This window comes from Arthrobacter sp. KN11-1C (assembly GCF_052180225.1).
Classification (GTDB): domain Bacteria; phylum Actinomycetota; class Actinomycetes; order Actinomycetales; family Micrococcaceae; genus Arthrobacter.
On record NZ_CP197467.1, the window covers coordinates 2,888,759 to 2,907,473 of the forward strand.

Consider the following 18,715-nt stretch of genomic DNA (forward strand, 5'->3'; position numbering starts at 1 on the left):
GTTCGTCAGCGCTGGACTGCCCCGAATCGCTCTGCGGCGACGGCGACGGCGGCCTCGCGTGCCTCCGATGCCTCGTCGGCGGTCAAGGTGCGGTCCGTGGCGCGGAACCGCAGCCCGAAGGCGAGCGACTTCTTGCCGTCTTCAATGCCCTGGCCCGCGTAGACATCGAACAAGGCGACGTCTTCGAGGAGTTCACCGGCGCCTTCCCGGAGGGCAGCCAACACGGCGTCCGCCGGAACGTCCTGCGGCACCACGAGGGAAACATCCTGGGTGGCGACCGGGAAGCCCGAGATGTGCTTGGCAACAATGACGTCCGGAGCGGCATCGAACAGTGCGTCCGCATTGAGCTCGAGGGCCACGGAGCGCGCCGGCATGTCATGGGCGGCGAGCAACTTGGGGTGCAACTCGCCGGCGTAGCCCACGACGTCGCCGGAGCGGAGCGCCAAACGGGCGGCACGGCCCGGGTGGAACGCCTGGTGGCTGCCTTGGCTGACCACGAGTTCCACGCCGAGGACGTCGCCGACGAGCCGGGCAACATCCAGGGCGTCGGCCCAGTCCCAAGCACGCGGAGTGTGAGCCGCGGCGGCCGGGGAATCATGGCCGGTCAAGACAGCGGCGATGTGCAGCGGCTGGTCCGGGACGCCGTCGTACAGTCCGTCAAGGACCTCGTCGGAAGGCTTGACGCCCAGGGGCGGGATGGATGCCGTGCCCAGCTGACCGTCGGGAAGGAACACGGAGCCTGCTTCGAACAGGGCGACGTCCCGGAAACCGCGGGAGTGGTTGCGGCGGGCCACCTCGATCAGGCCGGGAAGCACGGACGTACGCAGGTAGCCGTGTTCCTCGCTGATCGGGTTGGCCAATTTGAGGGCGGTGCGTGCCGCGCCTTCCTCTGCCACGCCGAAGGTGTCGTTGGCTGACTTGGAAACGAACGGGTACGACAGGACCTCGGTGAGCCCGGCGTCGGCGAGCGCCTGGACCACGCGGCGCTTTTGCTGCTGGGTCCGGGTCAGGCCGCGGCCCGGAGGGGCCACGGGCAGGGTCGCCGGGATGTTGTCGTAGCCCACCAGCCTCGCGATTTCCTCGGAGAGGTCTTCCTTGGTTTCCAGGTCGTTGCGCCAGCTCGGTGCCGTGACCACGTAGGAGTCGCTCGTTTCGTCCTTCAGGACGATGGCGCCGAGGTCCTTGAGGGAACCCGTGATTTGCTCTTCCGTGAAGTCGATGCCGATCCGTGAGGCCGCGTAGCCTGCCGGCAGCCCGATGGTGACGGCGTCGGGTGCCGTCCCGACGTCGGTACCGGCGTCGTCCGCCGTTCCGCCGGCGAGTTCCACGAGGAGGTCGACGACGCGCTGGGCGGCAACGTTGGCAACCTGCCAATCCACACCGCGTTCGAAGCGCTTGGACGCCTCCGACGGCAGTTTGTGCCGGCGGCGCGAGCGCCCGATCGAGACCTCGTCGAAGTGGGCGGCCTCGACCAGGATGTTGGTGGTCGAATCGGAAACCTCGGTATTGGCTCCGCCCATGACACCGGCGATGCCGATGGCGCCGGAGTCGTCGGTGATCAGGAGGTCTTCGACGTCGAGCGCACGCACTTTGTCGTCAAGGGTGGTGATCTTCTCGCCCGCGACGGCGCGGCGGACCACGATGTCGCCCGAGAGCTTGTCGAGGTCGTAGCAGTGGTTCGGCTGACCGAGTTCGAGCATCACGTAGTTGGAAATGTCGACTGGCAGCGAAATGGAGCGGATGCCGGCCAGGCGCAACCGGGAGACCATCCATGGCGGGGTGGGACGGGTTGCGTCCACGCCGCGGACCGTGCGGGCCACGAAGCGGTCGCAACCGGGCTTGCCGTAGATGGGGGCGTCGTCGTTGAGCTTGACGCCATAGCCGCCGGAGAGCGCCGCGGGGGCGATGACCTTCGCTGCCGGGTCCGTGAAGACGGTTCCGGTGGCGTGGGCGTACTCGCGTGCCACGCCACGGATGGAGAACGCGTAGCCGCGGTCCGGGGTGACGTTGATTTCGGCGGCTTCGTCGTAGAGTCCAAGGAGGGACATGGCGTCGGTGCCGATTTCGGGATCCAGGCCAATGCGGGACAGCACCAGGATGCCATCGTGGTCCTCGCCGATGCCGAGTTCACGGACGGACGCGATCATGCCTGCGGACAGGTGCCCGTAGGTCTTGCGGGCGGAAATGTGGAAGTCGCCGGGGAGCACGGCGCCCGGGAGGGTCACCACAACCTTGTCTCCCTCGACGAAGTTGTGGGCACCGCAAATGATGCCCTGCACGCCGGACGGATCGATGCCCTTGCCGGTCAGGGTCTGCTCCTGGCCTTCGGGGACCACGCGGACCTGGCACCAGTTGATGGTTTTGCCGTTGGACTGCGGTTCCTTGACGAGGCTCAGCACCTGGCCCACCACGATGGGACCCTTGAGTTCGTCGGTGGGGCGGTGGACGGCTTCTTCTTCAAAACCGACCTTGACGAGTTCCGCCATGACGTCTTCGGCCGTGGCGTCGGCCGGAACCTGCGCGAATTCACGCAGCCATGAAAGTGGGATACGCACTGTTAGATCTCCATCCCGAAGTGCTCGCTGAAACGTACATCGCCTTCGATCATGTCGCGCATGTCGCCGACCTCGTTGCGGAACATGAGCGTGCGCTCGATGCCCATGCCGAAGGCAAAACCTGAATACTCGTCCGGGTCGATGCCGGCAGCGCGCAGGACGTTGGGATTGACCATGCCGCAGCCGCCCCATTCGATCCAGCGAGGGCCGCCCTTGGCACCGGGGTGCCAAATGTCCAACTCAGCGGAAGGCTCGGTGAACGGGAAATAGTTGGGACGCAGGCGGATCTGTGCCTCGTCACCGAACATCTGCCGGGCGAAGTGCTCCAAGGTGCCGCGCAGGTCAGCCATGCTCAGCTTCTTGTCGATGGCCAGGCCCTCGAACTGGTGGAAGACCGGGGTGTGCGTGGCATCGAGTTCATCGGTGCGGAACACCTTGCCCGGGCACAGCACATAGATGGGCACTTCACGCTCCAGCATGGAACGGACCTGCACCGGGGAAGTGTGCGTGCGCATGAGCAGGTGCGCCTCGGGAGGCTCCACGAAGAAGGTGTCCTGCATTTCGCGGGCCGGGTGGTCCGGCTTGAAGTTGAGGGCGTCGAAGTTGAACCACTCCGACTCGACCTCGGGCCCTTCGGCGATTTCCCAGCCCATGCCGACGAAGATGTCCGCCACGCGGTCCTGCAGCGTGGACAGCGGGTGGCGGGCACCGGCGCGGCGCCGCCGGGGTGCTGCCGTGACGTCGACGGTTTCCTCGACAAGGATGCGGGCGTCGTTTTCGGCTTCGAGCACAGCGGTCCGTGCTGCGAGCGCCTGGTTGACGCGGCCACGGGACGAACCCATGAGCTTGCCCGCGGCGGCCTTCTGGTCCTTGGGCAAGCCACCGATTTCACGGTTGGCAAGGCTCAAGGGCGACTTCTCGCCGGTGTGCGCCAAGCGGACGGCTTTGAGTTCTTCGAGGGAGGATGCAGCAGCAATCGCGGCGACGGCTTCCTCAACGGCAGCGGTGATGGCAGCTTCATCCAGAGGGTTCGGGATGGCAGCGCCCGGCAAAGTGTCAGTCATCTACTGTTCTTAGCTACGAGTCGGAAATGGTTCACCAGGCAGGGCCGTGGCAAAAGCAGGAGCCATGCTCGCCGGATACGTCCGGCGGGCACTACCCCCAGTCTAGTAGAAGGGTTCGGCGGGGCTTTAACCCGTGACACCCTTCCAGCGCCCGGGGCTAGCATGGCCTCATGACACCGGCCCGCACCATCACTGTCACCGGAGAAGGAACCGCCGAAGCCGTTCCCGACCTGCTCACACTCACTCTCGCCGTCGAAGTCAGGGGCGACGCCGCCGAAGCCGCCTATGACGACGCCGGAGCGATCGCCGCGGCCGTCACGGACGCCTTGCGGGGACACGGCGTGGCCGCACTTGACCTGCGGACCAGCGGCCTCAATCTGCGCGCCGAACTTGTCTGGGCCGAAAACCAGGGGCAAAAGGTCACTGGTTACGTTGCGTCAACCACCCTGGTTGTCCGGGTCGGCCCGCCGTCGGCGGCCCCCGCGGCCATCTCCGCGGCGGTGGCTGCGGGCGGTGACAGCCTTCGCATCAACGGGATCGAACAAGGATTCACGGATTCCTCCGCGGTTGCGGCGCGGGCACAGGCGGCCGCGTGGCGGGAAGCCGAAGCGACGGCGGCCCGCTTTGCGTCACTTGCGGGCGCCCGCTTGGGGCGAGTGCTCTCCATCGATCAGCGGCCTCAGCATGGATCACCGGTGCCGATGATGTCCGGCATGAAGCGTGCCTCCGCGGGCGAAGGCGTTCCCATCGAGGCGGGATCGGCGGCTGTTTCCGCGAGCGTAGTGGTGCAGTGGGAGCTGGACTCGCCAGCGAAGGCGTAGTGGGCAGCGCCGGATAGTGGACAGCGCCGGCCTAGTGAATAGCGCCGGCGGACAGCTTCGCGTCCACCGGCGTCTCAAGCGCGGTGCGCACGACGACGGCGATCCCCCGGCCCATGTCCCGGGTCGACATCCCGGGCGCGGCGCTTCCCTCCGGGATCTGCGCCTCGTCATAGGGGACGTGGATGAAGCCGCCCCGCGGGCGCGGCGCAGCCGTTCCGGCGAGCTCGTGCATGAGGGCATAGAACACGTGGTTGCACACGTACGTCCCGGCGGTCTGGGAGACTTCGGCGCGGATTCCGGCGATCTGCAGTGCCCGGAGCGCGGCCTTCACCGGCAGAGTGCTGAAGTACGCCGCTGGCCCTTCGGGGACCACCGGCTCGTCGATGGGCCGGTTTCCGGCGTTGTCCGGAATCCTGGCGTCATCGCAATTAATGGCCACGCGCTCCAAGGAGAGCCGGTCGCGGCCTCCGGCGAGCCCGACGCAGACAACCAGCTCCGGGTGCAATCGCGCGACGGCGTCGCGCAGGACCGTGGCGGATTCCCCGAAGACGCACGGCAGCTCGAGCGCTTCCACTCCATGTCCTTCGGTGCGCAAAATTTCCTGCGCTTCGAGGACGGCAGCCCACGAAGGGTTGTTCGAATCGCCACCAAAAGGCTCGAATCCCGTCAGCAGAATCATGCACCCACCCTAGCAACAGCTCGCACGGCTTCCCCCGTCCTCGTTCGAACTTCACCGGCAGTTTCAGTCGGCCCGTCTTTCAGCAGGCCTTGACAAGCATTCGAACATATATTCGAATGGAGCCTATGAGATGGGACGCACAGGCACTTTCACCACAACGTGGTCCGGCACCAGGAGACAACAGCAACAGCATTCCGTCCGGAGCCGCCCCAGCAACGGACGCACTGCTGCCGCTGGCCGGGCTTGTGCGTTCCGTCTCTACCCCCGAATTCTCCGGAGTCACCTTCCATGAGGTCACCGCCAAATCGGTGCTCAACAAGGTGGCGTCCGGTTCCCAGATGCCTTTCGAATGGACGGTCAATCCCTACCGCGGATGCAGCCACGCCTGTGTCTACTGCTTTGCGCGCAAGAGCCACACCTATCTGGAGTTCGACGCCGGACACGATTTCGATTCCCAAGTGATTGTGAAGATCAACGCGGCAGAGGTCCTGCGCAAAGAACTCGCGAAGCCGTCGTGGGGCCACCACCATGTGGCTCTCGGCACCAATACGGACCCGTACCAGCGGGCAGAAGGCCGCTATCAGCTGATGCCGGGGATCATCCGGGCCCTGGCCGATTCCGGTACTCCGTTCTCCATCCTCACCAAGGGAACCCTCCTGGGCCGCGACATCCCGCTCCTCAAGCACGCCTCCAGCCAAGTGCCGGTGGATCTGGGCATCTCGCTGGCCATGACTGACGAAGCACTGGCATCGGCAGTGGAACCGGGCACGCCAGCACCACGCGCCAGGCTCAAGCTCATCCGCCGGCTGCGCGAGGCCGGGTTGCCTTGCGGTGTCATGGCCATGCCCATCCTGCCGTGGTTGACGGACAGCGATGACGCCCTGGAGTCGCTCTTTACCGCGTTGTCCGACGCCGGTGCCACCGGCGTCACGGCCGGGGCGTTGTACCTGAAACCGGGCACCCGGGAATGGTTCATGCAGTGGCTGGCGGCTCAGCACCCCGGCCTGGTCGGCAAGTACCGGCGTCTCTACGGCCAAGGCTCGTACGCCTCCAAGGAATACCGGACCTGGCTAAGTGGACGTGTCAACTACTTCAAGGCCCGTCACGGTTACTCCGGAAGCAGCGGTTTCAGCCACAGGAATGCCGCTGCCGGCAAGGAAACGCCGGCTTCCTTGCCAACGGCTTCCCCACCGACAGCAGGCCAGTCCACGCTTTTCTAGCCAGGTCTTTTAGCCAAGCAGTCCCGAGGCCACCCGCTCCAGCAGCGCCTGGACAATCGGAAGGTCGGCAGGGATCCACGGCAACGTGAACGCCTCGTCTCCCTTGCCCAGCGGAACCCACCGGAGTTCGTCGTGGTCCTGGAGCGGACGCGGCTCGCCGTCGAGCAGTTCGGCGAACCAAACCCTCATGACGGCCCGCTCGTTCAGGGGCCATCCCGCGCCTGCATCCGGTTCCACTTCGGCCCCGAGCCGGACGGTGACTCCGAGTTCCTCGAGCAGTTCGCGGTGCAGGGCGTCTTCGAAGGATTCCCCGGCTTCCAGCTTGCCGCCGGGAAACTCCCACATTCCCGCGAATTGCGGTGGGGCGCTGCGCCTTGCCACGAGCAGCCGTTTCGGATTTTCAAGGGAATCGACGACGGCGGCGCCCGCCACGCTTATCAGTCCAGTCACCGCAACAGTCTATTGGGCGCCAAGTGATCACCCCGCCTATGGAAGTTGTCACATTCAGGGCCATTCGCCGGAGACTCGCACTAAGCTTAAAAGTCGGCTTTACTCCCTTCGAGTGGCTTCCCGCTCGCCCCCAAGAAACAGGACGATGACCACTACCGCTGTCAGCAAGACCTCCCAAAAGACCGGAAACCGTCACGTGGCGCTGGCGATCTTCGCCCTTGCCATGGGTGGATTTGCCATCGGGACCACGGAGTTCACCATGATGGGCTTGCTCAAGGAGATCGAGCAAGGACTCAACATCAGCACGCCTGAGGCCGGGAACCTGATTTCCGCCTACGCCTTGGGGGTCGTGGTGGGGGCGCCGATATTCGCTGCCCTGGGCGCCCGCCTCCCCCGCAAGCAACTTGCCTTGGGTCTCATGCTGTTCCTGTCCATAGCGAACCTGACGTCCTTCATCGCACCGGACTACGGAACCATGTTGATCACGAGGTTCGCCTCGGGACTGCCCCATGGCGCCTTCTTCGGGATCGCCGCGGTCATCGCGGCGAGCCTGGTCGCTCCCACCAAGCGCGGCTGGGCGATTTCGATGGTCATGGGCGGGCTCACCATCTCCAATGTCATCGGCGTTCCCGTGGCTACGTGGCTCGGCCAGACCTTCGGGTGGCGCCTGCTCTTCATTGTCGTCGGCGCCATCGGCCTTGTCACCAGCGTGTTGCTGTGGAAATTTGTCCCCTTCGAGCCTGCCCACCCCGAGGCAAGCATCCGCCGGGAACTCGGTGCCCTCAAACGCATCCAGGTGTGGCTGGCATTGCTGATCGGAATCATCGGTTTTGGCGGCTTCTTTGCCACCTACACGTACATCTCCCACACCATGACGTCCGTAGCCGGCATCCCCGAGGCATTCATACCCCTGGTGGTTGCCCTCTACGGACTCGGCATGGTGGCAGGCAACATCCTCGGCGGCCGCATCGCCGACAAGTCGGTCATGGGAACCATCTACCGGGTCCTTCCGCTCATCGCGCTGGCTCTGGTGGCCTACGCGGTCGCAGCCCACTGGGCGTGGTCCGCATTCATCATGGTCTTCATCGTGGGCGGCATCGGCTCCATGCTTGTTCCGCCGTTGCAGACGCGCCTCCTCGACGCATCGCCGGACGCCCCGTCCTTGGCTTCTTCGCTCAACCATTCCGCCCTCAACATCGCCAACGCGCTTGGCGCGTTCCTCGGCGGCGTGGTCATCGCTTGGGGTTGGGGCTACGTTGCCCCGGCCCTGGTCGGTGCTGTCCTCGCAATCCTGGGACTCGGCGTCGCGGGCATCAGCGGCTGGTTGGAACGCAAGAGGCCACTGGCTGCATAGTGCTGTTGCAGGACCTAGACCTGGACCCGCTCCACGTCCGGTTCAAGGTAGATGACCCGCGCGATCGGCACTGCAGTGCGGATCCTGAGTTCGGCGTCGTCGATCGCTTTTGCAATCGCCTGGCCGGTATCCGCGGCGCCCACACTGATCTTCGCGGCGACAAGCAACTCCTCCGGACCCAGGTGCATGGTCTTGAGGTGGATGATGCGCGTGCCGTCGGCCTCGATGGCTTCCGTGATGCGCGCATTGTCCTCTTTGGTGGCTGATTCGCCGAGCAGCAAGGACTTGGTCTCCACCGCGAGCACCACGGCGATTCCCACAAGAAGCAGCCCGATCATTCCCGTGCCCGCGGCATCCCACAAGCCGTTGCCCGTCAGGAGGGTCAGGCTCACGCCGAACAGGGCGAAAGCCAGGCCCAGCAGGGCTCCGAAGTCCTCCAGGAGAATCACGGGCAATTCCGGCTGCTTGGCGTTGCGGATGAACTTGATCCAGCTCTGCCCGCCGCGCAAGGGATTGGACTCGTGGATGGCGGTCCGGAACGAGAAGGATTCCGCCACCACGGCCCCAAGCAACACTGCGAGCGGCACCCACCAGAAATCGCCTTCGATGGCATGGGGATGCTGGAACTTCTCCGCGGATTCGTACAGCGCGAAGAGGCCGCCAACGCTGAACAGCACAATCGAGACGATGAAAGCGTAAATGTAGCGTTCCCGGCCGTAGCCGAACGGGTGTTCGGGACTAGCGGCGCGCTTCGCCCGCTTCCCGCCAAGCAAAAGGAGCAGCTGGTTGCCGGAGTCCGCTACCGAGTGGATCGCCTCGGCCAACATGGACGACGACATCGTCAGGACGAATGCGACGAACTTGAGCGCGGCGATCGCCAGGTTGGCGCCCAATGCCGCCACGATTGCCTTCGTACCGCCATGTTCAGCCACGTGAGGCCCCCTGCTGGGAGCGTGCGCTGGCGTAAAGACAGACAGTGGCGGCCGTACCGAGGTTCAAGCTTTCCGCCGAACCGTAAACCGGCACGGCGACGCGATGGTCCGCAAGCGCCAGTTCCGAGTCTGAAAGTCCTTGCGCCTCGTTACCGAACAGCCAGGCCGTGGGGGCTTCGAGTGCGTAAGCGGAAAGGGCGGCCGACGCTCCCAGGCGGCGTGCCGCGTTCTCGTCCTGGAGTTTGTCCAGGTTGAGGGTGCCGTAACCGTCCGCGGCGAGGATCCCGATACCGCGTTCCTTGCAGAGGGCCACGAGTTCCTCAACGTCCGCACCCAGGACAACGGGCAGGTGGAAGAGTGAACCTGCCGTGGACCGCACGGCCTTCGGGTTGTAGATATCAACGCTGGAGGCCGTCAAGACGACCGCATCCGCCCCGGCGGCATCGGCGGCCCGAAGCACTGTTCCGGCGTTGCCGGGGTCCCGCACCTGGCACATGACGGCGATCAGCCGCGGTCCGGCGTCGAGCACTGATTCAAGGCTGACGTCCACAAAACTGCAGACGGCCACAATCCCCTGGGGATTGACGGTGTCCGCCATGGCGGCCAGGACGTCGTCGTTCGCGAGCCGCAAGGCAACACCGTCGGCGAGCCCGGCCAGTTCAGGGAGCCGGTCCAGGCAGCTTTCGCTCGCGAACACTTCGTGGACGACGCCGGGCTCCCCCGACGCGGTCCGCTCCCGGTGCAGGACAAGTGCCTCACGAACAGCCTGGGGGCCTTCCGCGAGGAACCGGCCGCGTTTTAAACGGGCCGGGCGCCCTGCAAGCCTTGCGACATCCCTGACCCGATCGGCTCGGGGGTTGGACATCGGAAGTTCTTGCGGGCGCCCGGTTTCGTTCATATACAGAACATTAGTGGCAGTTGCCACTGTCCCATGAACTGAGGCTATGAGTGCTACTCAGCAGCTTCAGCGGCCGGCTTCTTCGCAGCCTTGGCCTTGGGGGCCTTGGCAGCGGGCTCTTCGTCGGAAACGGAAGCCTTGACTGCCGGAGCAGCCTTGGTAGCTGCAGAAGTCTTGGCGGCAGCCTTCGGAGCGGACTCGCCCTTGGCGGCCGGAGCGGAGGTGTCGGCCGGCAAGGAATCCTTGGCAACCTGGACCAGTGCGGCGAAAGCGTTGGCGTCGGAGACGGCCAGCTCTGCGAGCATGCGGCGGTCAACCTCGACCTCGGCGGCCTTCAGGCCCTGGATCAGGCGGTTGTAGGTCAGGCCGTTGGCGCGGGATGCAGCGTTGATGCGCTGGATCCAGAGGCGACGGAAGTCACCCTTCTTCTTGCGGCGGTCGCCGTAGCTGTACACAAACGAGTGCAGCAGCTGCTCTTTAGCCTTGCGGTACAGGCGAGACCGCTGACCGCGGTAACCCTTGGCCCGTTCAAGGACAACCCGACGCTTCTTGTGGGCGTTTACCGCCCGCTTCACACGTGCCACGTGCGTACTCCTTCAAAATTCTTATCCCAAGCTGCTACTGCCGGAAACCCGGCCGGCCTGAGAAGGCTTTGGTGTAGTCGGCAGCTACCGGATGGCAGCAACCAGAAAACTTGGAACTTAGACGCCGAGCATCTTCTTGATGACCTTGGCATCGCCCTTGAAGACGATCTTGTCGCCGGCAAGGCGACGGGTCAGGGTGGAGGACTTGTGCTCCAGGTAGTGGCGGCGGTTGGCCTGCTGACGCTTCAGCTTGCCGGTACCGGTCAGCTTGAAGCGCTTCTTAGCACCACTGTGGGTCTTCATCTTCGGCATGGGAACCGATCTCCTTACGTGTCCGCAGACTGGGTCTGCAGTTCTTTCGTGCAGCCACCCCATAGGGGGCGGCTGCTGCTTTCGTGCCGGGCGGAGGGGATGCCTCCTGCGGCGTGACTAGTTGGTCTTGCGCGCCGCTGGCTTCGGGGCGGCCTTGGGGGCTGCCGGTCGAGCTGCAGGCTTCGGAACCGCGGGCTTCGCCATCGGTTTCGGTACTGGTGTGGCAGCAGGCTTGGGAGCAGCCGGCACAACGGGCTTCGGAGCTGCCTGCACAGGAGCCTTTGCTGGCTGAGGAGCCTTGACCGGTGCCGGTGCCTTCGCGGGCTCCGCAACCGGAGCCGCTTCAACCACAGGGGCCTTTTCGACAACCGGAGCCTCTTCGACAACCGTTTCCTCAGCGACCGGAGCCGCTTCAACCACAGGAGCCTCTTCGACTTCAGCAGCCTCCGCTTCAACGGTCTCCGAGGCGGTTTCCTCGGCCTGGGTTTCCCCAGCCTGGGTCAAGAGTTCCGCCGGGAGCAAGTCCGCGAGTGACTGGGTCAAGGGAGCATCCTCGCCTGAAACGTCAATCCGGCCTGCAGCCTTGGCTTCATTCTGGGCTTTGGCTTCAGCACGCTGCGCCGCGCGGCGGGCCTCGGCCTTGGCCTCAGCCTTGTTCTTCAGCGGACCGATCACCATGACCATGTTGCGGCCATCGATGCGCGGGCTTGACTCAATCACGCCGACTTCGGCAACATCCTCAGCGAAGCGCTGCAACAGGCGGATGCCCATTTCAGGGCGCTGCTGCTCACGTCCGCGGAACTGGATCATGGCCTTTACCTTGTCACCGGCACCCAGGAAGCGAAGCGCGTGGCCGCGCTTGGTCTCGTAGTCGTGGGTATCGATCTTCAGGCGGAAGCGGATTTCCTTCAGAACCGTGTTTGTCTGGTTCTTGCGGGCCTCACGGGCTTTGACAGCGGCTTCGTACTTGTACTTGCCGAAGTCCATCAGCTTGCACACCGGAGGCTTCGCCTGCGGTGCAACTTCAACGAGATCCAGGTCAGCCTCGGCAGCCAGACGCAGGGCGTCCTCAATACGGACGATTCCAACCTGTTCGCCGGCAGGGCCGACCAAACGCACCTCGGGGACGCGGATACGCTCATTGATTCTTGGCTCGCTAATGTCAAAGCTCCTGTTGTTGTGATGAGTATTCCACCGGCAAATAGAGAAGGCCCCCAATTGCTGGCGCAATCGAAGGCCTCGAAGATCGGATACGCCCTTCAATGGGGGCGTTCGCACCATCCAAGGCTGACCTTGAACGGTGTCCGACCAGGTACCCGGCAACTTACATCCCCGAAGGGAAACGGCTGACGCGGGTGGGAGAGAACTCCGCTTGCAAACTGAAAATCAATTCTACAGAAATCGGCAACCAACCGCACATTTACGATGGGGGCCCGAGCGCTGCGTATGCCATGGAAATGGCAACTTCCAGTCGGTCTGTGACAAGCTTACCAGCATGAGCACTTCAGACAGCAATTCCCTCGACCACGAGCCCACCGGCACCGATGCCGGAGTAGGCCAGCAGATCCGCGACATTTCGGAAGTTCCGGCTGTCGAGGTCATCACCACCGGCGCCGTTCACCTCATGAGCGCAGCTGCCGTCAAGGTGGGCTTGGCCGACGACCCCGAGGCCGAGGAGCTCAAGGACCTGGACGAGGCCCGCAAACTGATCACCGCCTTGGCCGGACTCGTCACTGCCGCAGCACCGGAAATCGGCTCGCAGCATGCCGGCCCCTTGCGCGACGGCCTCCGCTCCCTGCAGCTTGCGTTCCGCGAGGCGTCCTTGATCCCGGACGAGCCGGGCAAGGGCCCGGGCGAAAAGTTCACCGGCCCGGTCAACTGATCCGGACTACCTGTACCACCGCGACGGCGGGTTGGCCTCCTTGGCCGGCCCGCCGTCGTCGTACTATCGCCCTTGGGCGAAACTCAGCTGGCGGGATCCCCCGCGCCGGCCCGGGTGATGGTCATGCCCCGGCGCCGACGCAGCTGGAGGAACAGCCCGGCCAGGCACAGGATCACTCCCGCGGTCCCGATGGCGACGAAGCCGGCCCACGGCCCCACTCCGTCGATGAAGAGCCCCGCGACTGGCGAACCGAAGGCTACCCCGGCCGTGAGGGCCGAGCCATACCAACCCATTGCCTCTCCACGCCGTTCCTCGTCCACGAGGTCGGCGACCTTTTCCGATGCCGCGGACAACACCGGCGCGCAGAGCAGGCCGGGGAGCAGCGACAACAACGCAAGGGTCCAGGTGTCCCCGGCGAAGCCCATAGGGATGGTCAGGGCTGCCATGCCCAGCAGGAGGAGGATGGGTGAAACGGGCCGGTGCATGGCGCCGTAGATGAGCCCGCCGACTACCGAAGAGGCGCACCAGAAGAAGAAGACAATTCCGATCTGGCTCTCGTGCCCCCCGCGCTGCAACACCGCGACGATTCCGACGTCGGTGCCGCTCAGGACCATGCCTGATCCTGCGGCGACGGCGAACACGGCGGCCACCGCCGCGGTGAACCACGTGAAGTTCCGGGCCATCTTTCCCCGCAGCCCGGAAGGCTGGGAAACGGTCGGAGCCATCTCGGAAGCGGCTTCCTGGAGATGGGCTGGCGCCGATGCCACCACGGCAGCTTCGGCCGCATGGAGCTCATCGGCATCCCGGTCAGCCGTCTGGCCGGCATCCAGGACGCCTTCGCTGCGGGTGGGCGGGTTGAACCACAACAAGAACAGCCCGGCGGCAGAGGTGCATACGCCGACGATGGTCAGGCCGACGACCGTGAAGCCGCTGGTAGCGACAACTGCGCCCACCGCGGGGCCGATCATGAAGACCACTTCGGTGCCGATGGAGTCCAGGGCATAGGCCGATCGCCGTTGCTCGCCATCAACCAGGACACCGAGGGACTGCCGGATGACGCTGAAGATCGGCAACGTGAGCAGGCCCCCGACGAAGACGAGTGGAAGGATCCATTCGTAGCTGACGTGGGGCACCACGGACCAAATCACCAGCTCCGACACCACCGAAGGAATAAGCGCCTTGCGCAGTCCGACGGTGTCCACGCGCCGGCCCCGCCACGGAGCGCCGATCGCGATGCCGATGGTGAAGACCGCGGCGGCAGCACCGGCGGCGGCATATCCCTTGCCCAAGGTGAGCACGATGTGCAAAGTGAGCAGGACTCCCGCTGCCGAGTGCGGTATGCGGGCCACCATGCCCACCAAGAGGAGACGCCGCACGGACGTGATGGACAGCATCTCCCGGTAGAGAGAGAAATTCACGAGCTACATCCTCTGTTCTGCCGAGGGCAGGACAAGGACGTTCCCCCTGTGCCTTCGGCTACTGTGCCGCCCGCTGCAGGCTGACTTCGATGGAGTCAACCCGCTCGGCGAACAATTCATTCTGCGCCCAACGCCCGTTCAGCCCGGCGACGAGGTCCTGCACCGCGGCGGCGTCCAAGCCGTCTTCGAGATACAGCACCACGCGCAATTCGGGCCCGGGTCCTCCGCCGGCCATGGCCGATCCGTCAGCCGTGCGCGAAGCCATTCCCGATCCCGGCCGCACCTCCAGGCGCCGCACGGCCGGGTACATCCCTGCCAGGGAATTGAGAGCAGCCTCCAGTTCATCATCAAGGTACGACGGCGTCCAGTCACGTTGCTGTGCCAGCGACCACATGGCGGGCCGTCGCACGACGAAGGTGACATCGGAACCGGGGTCCAGGACGAGCAGCTGGGCTCCCTCCGAGACAGCCGACAGCGCTGCCCGGGCCGCGTAGACCGCGACGGGACGGGCCTGCGTGTGCCAGGACTCAAGTGCGCCGGCCGAAGTGAACACGGGCATCGCCGTGCGGCCATCCGGCGCTTTCAGTGTCACGAGCGCCATGTCGGCCTGCTTGTCGGCATGGAGGCCGTCCACGCCCTCGGCTTCCTCAGCGAGCTGGGCCACGACCGGAACGAAGACCCTGGCAGTCGCCAAGGAAGCCACCACACCGGCCTCGCTGCCCGTGCCCGCGAGCAGGGCCGCGACGGCGGCGAGATACCCGGCGTCGGCCGTTCCGTCGTCGTCTTCGAAGTTGTGGATCTTGGCGGCGTCTCCGCTCAGGTCCCGGCCCGCCCAGGGCCGGCCGGCGGAATCGACTGCTCCCCCGGCACCTGCGAGGGCCGCTGCGATGTGCCCGGGCAACTGCCGGGGCGCCGGAGTCGAATCCTTGTCAGCGGCCGGGGACTGTGGATCGTGGGACATCAGCGGCGTCCGGCGACGTCCAGGGCTTCAGGAAGCGTGAAGGCCCCGGCGTACAGCGCCTTGCCGACGATCGCTCCTTCGACCCCGAGCGGCACGAGTTCGCGGAGCACCCGCAGGTCCTCCAGGCTCGAGATGCCACCGGACGCAATGACAGGTTTGCCGGTCTTTTCCACCATCTGGCGCAGCAGCTCGACGTTGGGCCCCTGCAGGGTTCCGTCCTTTGTGACGTCGGTGACCACGTAGCGGGCGCAGCCGGCGTCCTCGAGGCGGGCCAGCACTTCCCAGAGATCCCCGCCTTCCTTGGTCCAGCCCCGGCCCGCGAGCGTTGTGCCGCGGACGTCGAGTCCGACGGCGATCTTGTCACCGAAGCGGTCGATGGCCCGGCGGGTCCATTCCGGGTCCTCCAACGCGGCGGTTCCCAGGTTCACGCGGGCGACGCCGAGCTCGAGTGCGCGCTCAAGGGATTCGTCGTCGCGCAGTCCGCCGGACAACTCCACCTTGACGTTCAGCTGCGAAACGACCTCGCTAATGAGGCCGGCGTTGTTGCCGCGGCCGAAGGCGGCGTCGAGGTCCACCATGTGCACCCACTCGGCGCCGGCATTCTGCCAGTTCAGCGCTGCTTCCAGCGGGGTGCCGTAGCTTGTCTCGGAACCGGCTTCTCCCTGAAGGAGGCGGACGGCCTGGCCATCCACGATGTCGACGGCGGGCAGGAGTTCCAGAACTGGCAGTTCGGAGGCGGTGGTCATTGAAGTCCTCGGTGTTTGTGGGGACGGGCGTCAGTTGCGCGGCCGTGTCATTTTGGGGCCAGGGTGAAGAGATAGGCAGCCAGCAGTGCAAGGCCGGCGAGTACGTAGAACGAAACGGAAACCCAGGCGGGACGTTTCTGCTGGTGGAAGGAGATTCCGCCGCCGACCAGCAGCCCGGCCGTGCCCATGAGAATAACGGACCACATATCAGGCAGTTCCTTCGGCTTCGCTCGCTTGCGGTTGGGACTTGGCCTGCGGACGCAAGCCCTCAACCCAGTTGCGCAGGAGCCGGGCTCCGGCGTCGCCCGATTTCTCGGGGTGGAATTGGGTGGCGCACAAGGGTCCGTTTTCCACGGCGGCGATGAAGGGGGCGCCGTGTTCGGACCAGGTGACCTTCGGCGGGGCCATGCGTGGCTGGACGACGTCGAATTCCCACTTCTGCACGCCGTACGAGTGCACGAAATAGAACCGTTCGTGCTCGACGCCGGCGAACAGCTTCGAGCCTTCCGGCACGTCCACCGTGTTCCAGCCCATGTGCGGGACAACGGGCGCAGGGAGGAGCTCCACCTTGCCCGGCCACTCGCCCATGCCTTCCGCTTCGGTTCCGTGCTCCACGCCGGCTTCGAACAGCACCTGGAGCCCGACGCAGATGCCGAGGACGGGCCTGCCCCCGGCTACACGACGGCCGATCATCCGGATGGCGTCGACTGCCTTGAGTTCGCGCATCACTGTTTCGAAAGCGCCGACGCCGGGGACCAGGAGCCCGTCGGCGTTCAGGACGTCTTCAGGCTTGGCGCTCAAGGTGACCGCCGCGCCGGCACGCTCAAGCGCGCGGACCGCGGAGCGGACGTTGCCCGAGCCGTAGTCAAGGACCGTCACGGTCGGCTTACCCTCGGGCGAGACGATACGGCTGGCGGCCTTCGGATCCACCACGGCGCCGTCCTTGAGGATGTGCGTACTCACAAGGCACCCTTGGTGGACGGAATGCCTTCGACGCGGGGATCGGACTCGACGGCGGAACGGAGTGCACGGGCGAATGCCTTGAACTGGGCCTCGACGATGTGGTGCGGATCCCTGCCGGCCAGGACATTCATGTGCAGGCAGATGCCGGCGTGCAGGGTAATGGCCTCGAAGACGTGACGGGTCAGCGAACCGGTGAAGTGCCCGCCGATCAAGTGGTATTCCTGGCCGGCGGGCTCACCGCCGTGGACCAGGTAAGGGCGTCCGGAAACGTCGACGACGGCGTGGGCCAACGCTTCATCCAAGGGAACCGTGGCCTCGCCGAAGCGACGGATACCAGCTTTGTTGCCCAAAGCGGTGCGCAGGACCTCGCCGAAGGTGATCGCAACGTCCTCCACGGTGTGGTGGGCGTCGATGTGGGTGTCTCCCGTCGCCTTGACGGTCATGTCGATGAGCGAATGCTTGGAGAGCGCCGTCAGCATGTGGTCATAGAACGGCACCGAGGTGCTGATGTCCGAGACTCCCGTGCCGTCGAGGTTGATTTCAACCAGGACGGAGGACTCACTGGTGGTGCGTTCCATGCGTGCTGTCCGGGCGGCCGCCGTGCTGGCGCCGTTTTCGCTCATTGATATGTCCTTAGGAGGAAGGAGTGGTGGGGCTTGTCCAAGTCTAGGCCGGTGAGGGGGCCTGGCCGTCCAGCAAGGCTTCGAGCGCCTCAAGGAAGGCCGTGGTCTCCGGCTCCGTGCCTGCCGTCACCCGGAGGTGGCCCGGTATGCCGACGTCGCGGATCAGGACTCCGCGCTCCAGCAGGCCTTGCCACAGGGCGTGGGGGTTTTCGATTCCGCCGAAGAACACATAGTTCGAATCGGAGGCGGCCGGCGTGAAGCCCATGCGGGTCAACTCGCTGACAATGCGATCGCGCTGGACCTTGATGTCTTCGACGTCGGCCATGAGGGCTTCGCGGTGCCGGAGGGCGGCCAGCGCAGTCGCCTGGGTGATGGCGGAGAGGTGATACGGAAGGCGGACCAGGCGGATCGCGTCGGCGACCTCGGGGGCAGCGGCCATATAGCCGATACGTGCACCGGCCAGGGCGAAGGCCTTGCTCATGGTCCGGGAGACGATCAGGCGCTCCCGGCCAGGGAGGAGTGTCAGCGCGCTTGGCGTGTTGTCATGGGCGAACTCGTGGTACGCCTCGTCAACGATCACCACTGTCTGGCTTGCTTCGCCTGCCTCGTACACGGCTTCGACAACATCCAGGCCAAGCCCGGTGCCGGTGGGGTTGTTCGGCGAGCAAAGGAACACGACGTTCGGTTTGAGTTCGCGTACCTGCGCGGCGGCCGAGGCTGCATCGAGTCCGTAGTCATCGCCGCGAACACCCGCAATATAGGCGGTGTCGGTGCCGCTGGCCAGCAGGGGGTACATGGAGTACGTGGGAGGGAATCCGAGCGCGGACCGCCCGGGGCCACCGAAAACCTGGAGGATCTGCTGCAGCACTTCATTGGAACCGTTGGCCGCCCAGATGTTCTCGGCAGTGAGCTCGTGGCCAAGGTATTCCGCCAAGGCCTCGCGGAGTTCGGTGAACTCCCGGTCCGGATAGCGGTTCAGTCCGGTCGCGGCTGCCGCCACCGCTTCGGTGATGGCCGCCTGGACATCGGCCGGTACGCCATGCGTATTCTCGTTGACGTTGAGCAAAATCGGGACATCAAGCTGCGGCGCGCCGTACGGGGTCAGGCCGCGGAGGTTGGTCCGGAGGGGAAGGCGGTCAAGTCGCTCAAGCTGCTCACTCACCATGACAGTTTAAGGTGCCGCGGCGGATGCCCTGAAACTGTGACGGCCCTGCGCCCCGCTCAGGCGGGCCGCAGCCCCGGACGAAAGTGCC

General features: G+C 65.4%; 20 protein-coding genes. 4 read left to right on the top strand and 16 right to left on the bottom strand.

Going from position 1 to position 18,715, the window contains the following annotated elements; genetic code table 11:
* Positions 1-5: 5 nt before the first annotated feature.
* Positions 6-2,555 (bottom strand): phenylalanine--tRNA ligase subunit beta, encoded by a 2,550-nt coding sequence (pheT, locus tag ACSBOX_RS13495; RefSeq protein WP_442542904.1) that lies wholly within the window; start codon positions 2,553-2,555, stop codon positions 6-8.
* Positions 2,556-2,557: 2 nt separating this feature from the next.
* On the bottom strand, positions 2,558-3,619 hold the full coding sequence (gene pheS / locus ACSBOX_RS13500) for a phenylalanine--tRNA ligase subunit alpha (RefSeq protein ID WP_442542905.1): 1,062 nt from the start codon (positions 3,617-3,619) through the stop codon (positions 2,558-2,560).
* 170 nt (positions 3,620-3,789) lie between these two features.
* On the opposite strand from pheS, the gene ACSBOX_RS13505 reads away from it, so the two are divergent.
* Positions 3,790-4,440, top strand: coding sequence for an SIMPL domain-containing protein (locus ACSBOX_RS13505; protein ID WP_442542906.1), 651 nt, complete (start codon positions 3,790-3,792; stop codon positions 4,438-4,440).
* Between the two features lie 31 nt (positions 4,441-4,471).
* Here ACSBOX_RS13505 and pcp read toward each other — a convergent pair whose 3' ends face one another.
* Positions 4,472-5,119: a pyroglutamyl-peptidase I gene (gene pcp, locus ACSBOX_RS13510; RefSeq protein ID WP_442542907.1), complete on the bottom strand. Its 648-nt coding sequence runs from the start codon at positions 5,117-5,119 to the stop codon at positions 4,472-4,474.
* Positions 5,120-5,244: 125 nt separating this feature from the next.
* Between pcp and ACSBOX_RS13515 the strand changes: the two genes are divergently transcribed.
* On the top strand, positions 5,245-6,339 hold the full coding sequence (locus ACSBOX_RS13515) for an Rv2578c family radical SAM protein (protein ID WP_442542908.1): 1,095 nt from the start codon (positions 5,245-5,247) through the stop codon (positions 6,337-6,339).
* Positions 6,340-6,348: 9 nt separating this feature from the next.
* On the opposite strand, the gene ACSBOX_RS13520 is transcribed toward ACSBOX_RS13515, so the two are convergent.
* Positions 6,349-6,789, bottom strand: a complete 441-nt coding sequence (locus ACSBOX_RS13520; protein WP_442542909.1) for a (deoxy)nucleoside triphosphate pyrophosphohydrolase — start codon at positions 6,787-6,789, stop codon at positions 6,349-6,351.
* A gap of 145 nt (positions 6,790-6,934) precedes the next feature.
* Here ACSBOX_RS13520 and ACSBOX_RS13525 point away from each other — a divergent pair, with 145 nt between their 5' ends.
* Positions 6,935-8,143 carry an MFS transporter gene (locus tag ACSBOX_RS13525; protein WP_442542910.1) on the top strand — a complete coding sequence of 403 codons (1,209 nt, stop codon included), beginning with the start codon at positions 6,935-6,937 and terminating at the stop codon, positions 8,141-8,143.
* A 14-nt stretch (positions 8,144-8,157) separates the two neighbouring features.
* Here the strand turns inward: ACSBOX_RS13525 and ACSBOX_RS13530 are convergent, their stop codons facing one another.
* The 5 genes from ACSBOX_RS13530 to infC form a co-directional block, all read right to left on the bottom strand.
* Complete coding sequence (locus tag ACSBOX_RS13530; protein ID WP_442542911.1) at positions 8,158-9,075, bottom strand: cation diffusion facilitator family transporter; 918 nt, start codon at positions 9,073-9,075, stop codon at positions 8,158-8,160.
* The gene (locus ACSBOX_RS13535; RefSeq protein WP_442542912.1) at positions 9,068-9,973 is read right to left on the bottom strand and encodes a TrmH family RNA methyltransferase; all 906 of its coding nucleotides are present in this window, start codon (positions 9,971-9,973) and stop codon (positions 9,068-9,070) included. The genes ACSBOX_RS13530 and ACSBOX_RS13535 overlap by 8 nt, the downstream gene beginning before the upstream one ends.
* Before the next feature lie 53 nt (positions 9,974-10,026).
* Complete coding sequence (rplT, locus tag ACSBOX_RS13540) at positions 10,027-10,557, bottom strand: 50S ribosomal protein L20 (protein WP_442542913.1); 531 nt, start codon at positions 10,555-10,557, stop codon at positions 10,027-10,029.
* Positions 10,558-10,674: 117 nt separating this feature from the next.
* The gene (gene rpmI / locus ACSBOX_RS13545) at positions 10,675-10,869 is read right to left on the bottom strand and encodes a 50S ribosomal protein L35 (protein WP_059387794.1); all 195 of its coding nucleotides are present in this window, start codon (positions 10,867-10,869) and stop codon (positions 10,675-10,677) included.
* Between the two features lie 117 nt (positions 10,870-10,986).
* Positions 10,987-11,988: a translation initiation factor IF-3 gene (infC, locus tag ACSBOX_RS13550; RefSeq protein WP_442542914.1), complete on the bottom strand. Its 1,002-nt coding sequence runs from the start codon at positions 11,986-11,988 to the stop codon at positions 10,987-10,989.
* 376 nt (positions 11,989-12,364) lie between these two features.
* On the opposite strand from infC, the gene ACSBOX_RS13555 reads away from it, so the two are divergent.
* Complete coding sequence (locus ACSBOX_RS13555) at positions 12,365-12,751, top strand: DUF1844 domain-containing protein (protein ID WP_078105657.1); 387 nt, start codon at positions 12,365-12,367, stop codon at positions 12,749-12,751.
* Positions 12,752-12,834: 83 nt separating this feature from the next.
* Here ACSBOX_RS13555 and ACSBOX_RS13560 read toward each other — a convergent pair whose 3' ends face one another.
* From ACSBOX_RS13560 to ACSBOX_RS13590, 7 genes are read right to left on the bottom strand one after another with little or no spacing between them, the layout of a single operon-like run.
* Positions 12,835-14,169, bottom strand: a complete 1,335-nt coding sequence (locus ACSBOX_RS13560) for an MFS transporter (RefSeq protein WP_442542915.1) — start codon at positions 14,167-14,169, stop codon at positions 12,835-12,837.
* Positions 14,170-14,227: 58 nt separating this feature from the next.
* The gene (locus tag ACSBOX_RS13565; RefSeq protein ID WP_442542916.1) at positions 14,228-15,130 is read right to left on the bottom strand and encodes an SseB family protein; all 903 of its coding nucleotides are present in this window, start codon (positions 15,128-15,130) and stop codon (positions 14,228-14,230) included.
* Complete coding sequence (priA, locus tag ACSBOX_RS13570) at positions 15,130-15,876, bottom strand: bifunctional 1-(5-phosphoribosyl)-5-((5-phosphoribosylamino)methylideneamino)imidazole-4-carboxamide isomerase/phosphoribosylanthranilate isomerase PriA (protein WP_442542917.1); 747 nt, start codon at positions 15,874-15,876, stop codon at positions 15,130-15,132. The genes ACSBOX_RS13565 and priA overlap by 1 nt, the downstream gene beginning before the upstream one ends.
* Before the next feature lie 47 nt (positions 15,877-15,923).
* Positions 15,924-16,082, bottom strand: coding sequence for a hypothetical protein (locus tag ACSBOX_RS13575; protein WP_171983385.1), 159 nt, complete (start codon positions 16,080-16,082; stop codon positions 15,924-15,926).
* Between the two features lies 1 nt (position 16,083).
* Positions 16,084-16,839 (bottom strand): imidazole glycerol phosphate synthase subunit HisH, encoded by a 756-nt coding sequence (hisH, locus tag ACSBOX_RS13580; protein WP_442542918.1) that lies wholly within the window; start codon positions 16,837-16,839, stop codon positions 16,084-16,086.
* Positions 16,836-17,462 (bottom strand): imidazoleglycerol-phosphate dehydratase HisB, encoded by a 627-nt coding sequence (gene hisB / locus ACSBOX_RS13585; RefSeq protein WP_078105662.1) that lies wholly within the window; start codon positions 17,460-17,462, stop codon positions 16,836-16,838. Before hisB ends, hisH begins: the two co-directional genes overlap by 4 nt.
* A gap of 43 nt (positions 17,463-17,505) precedes the next feature.
* Complete coding sequence (locus ACSBOX_RS13590; protein ID WP_442542919.1) at positions 17,506-18,624, bottom strand: histidinol-phosphate transaminase; 1,119 nt, start codon at positions 18,622-18,624, stop codon at positions 17,506-17,508.
* Between the last annotated feature and the right edge of the window lie 91 nt (positions 18,625-18,715).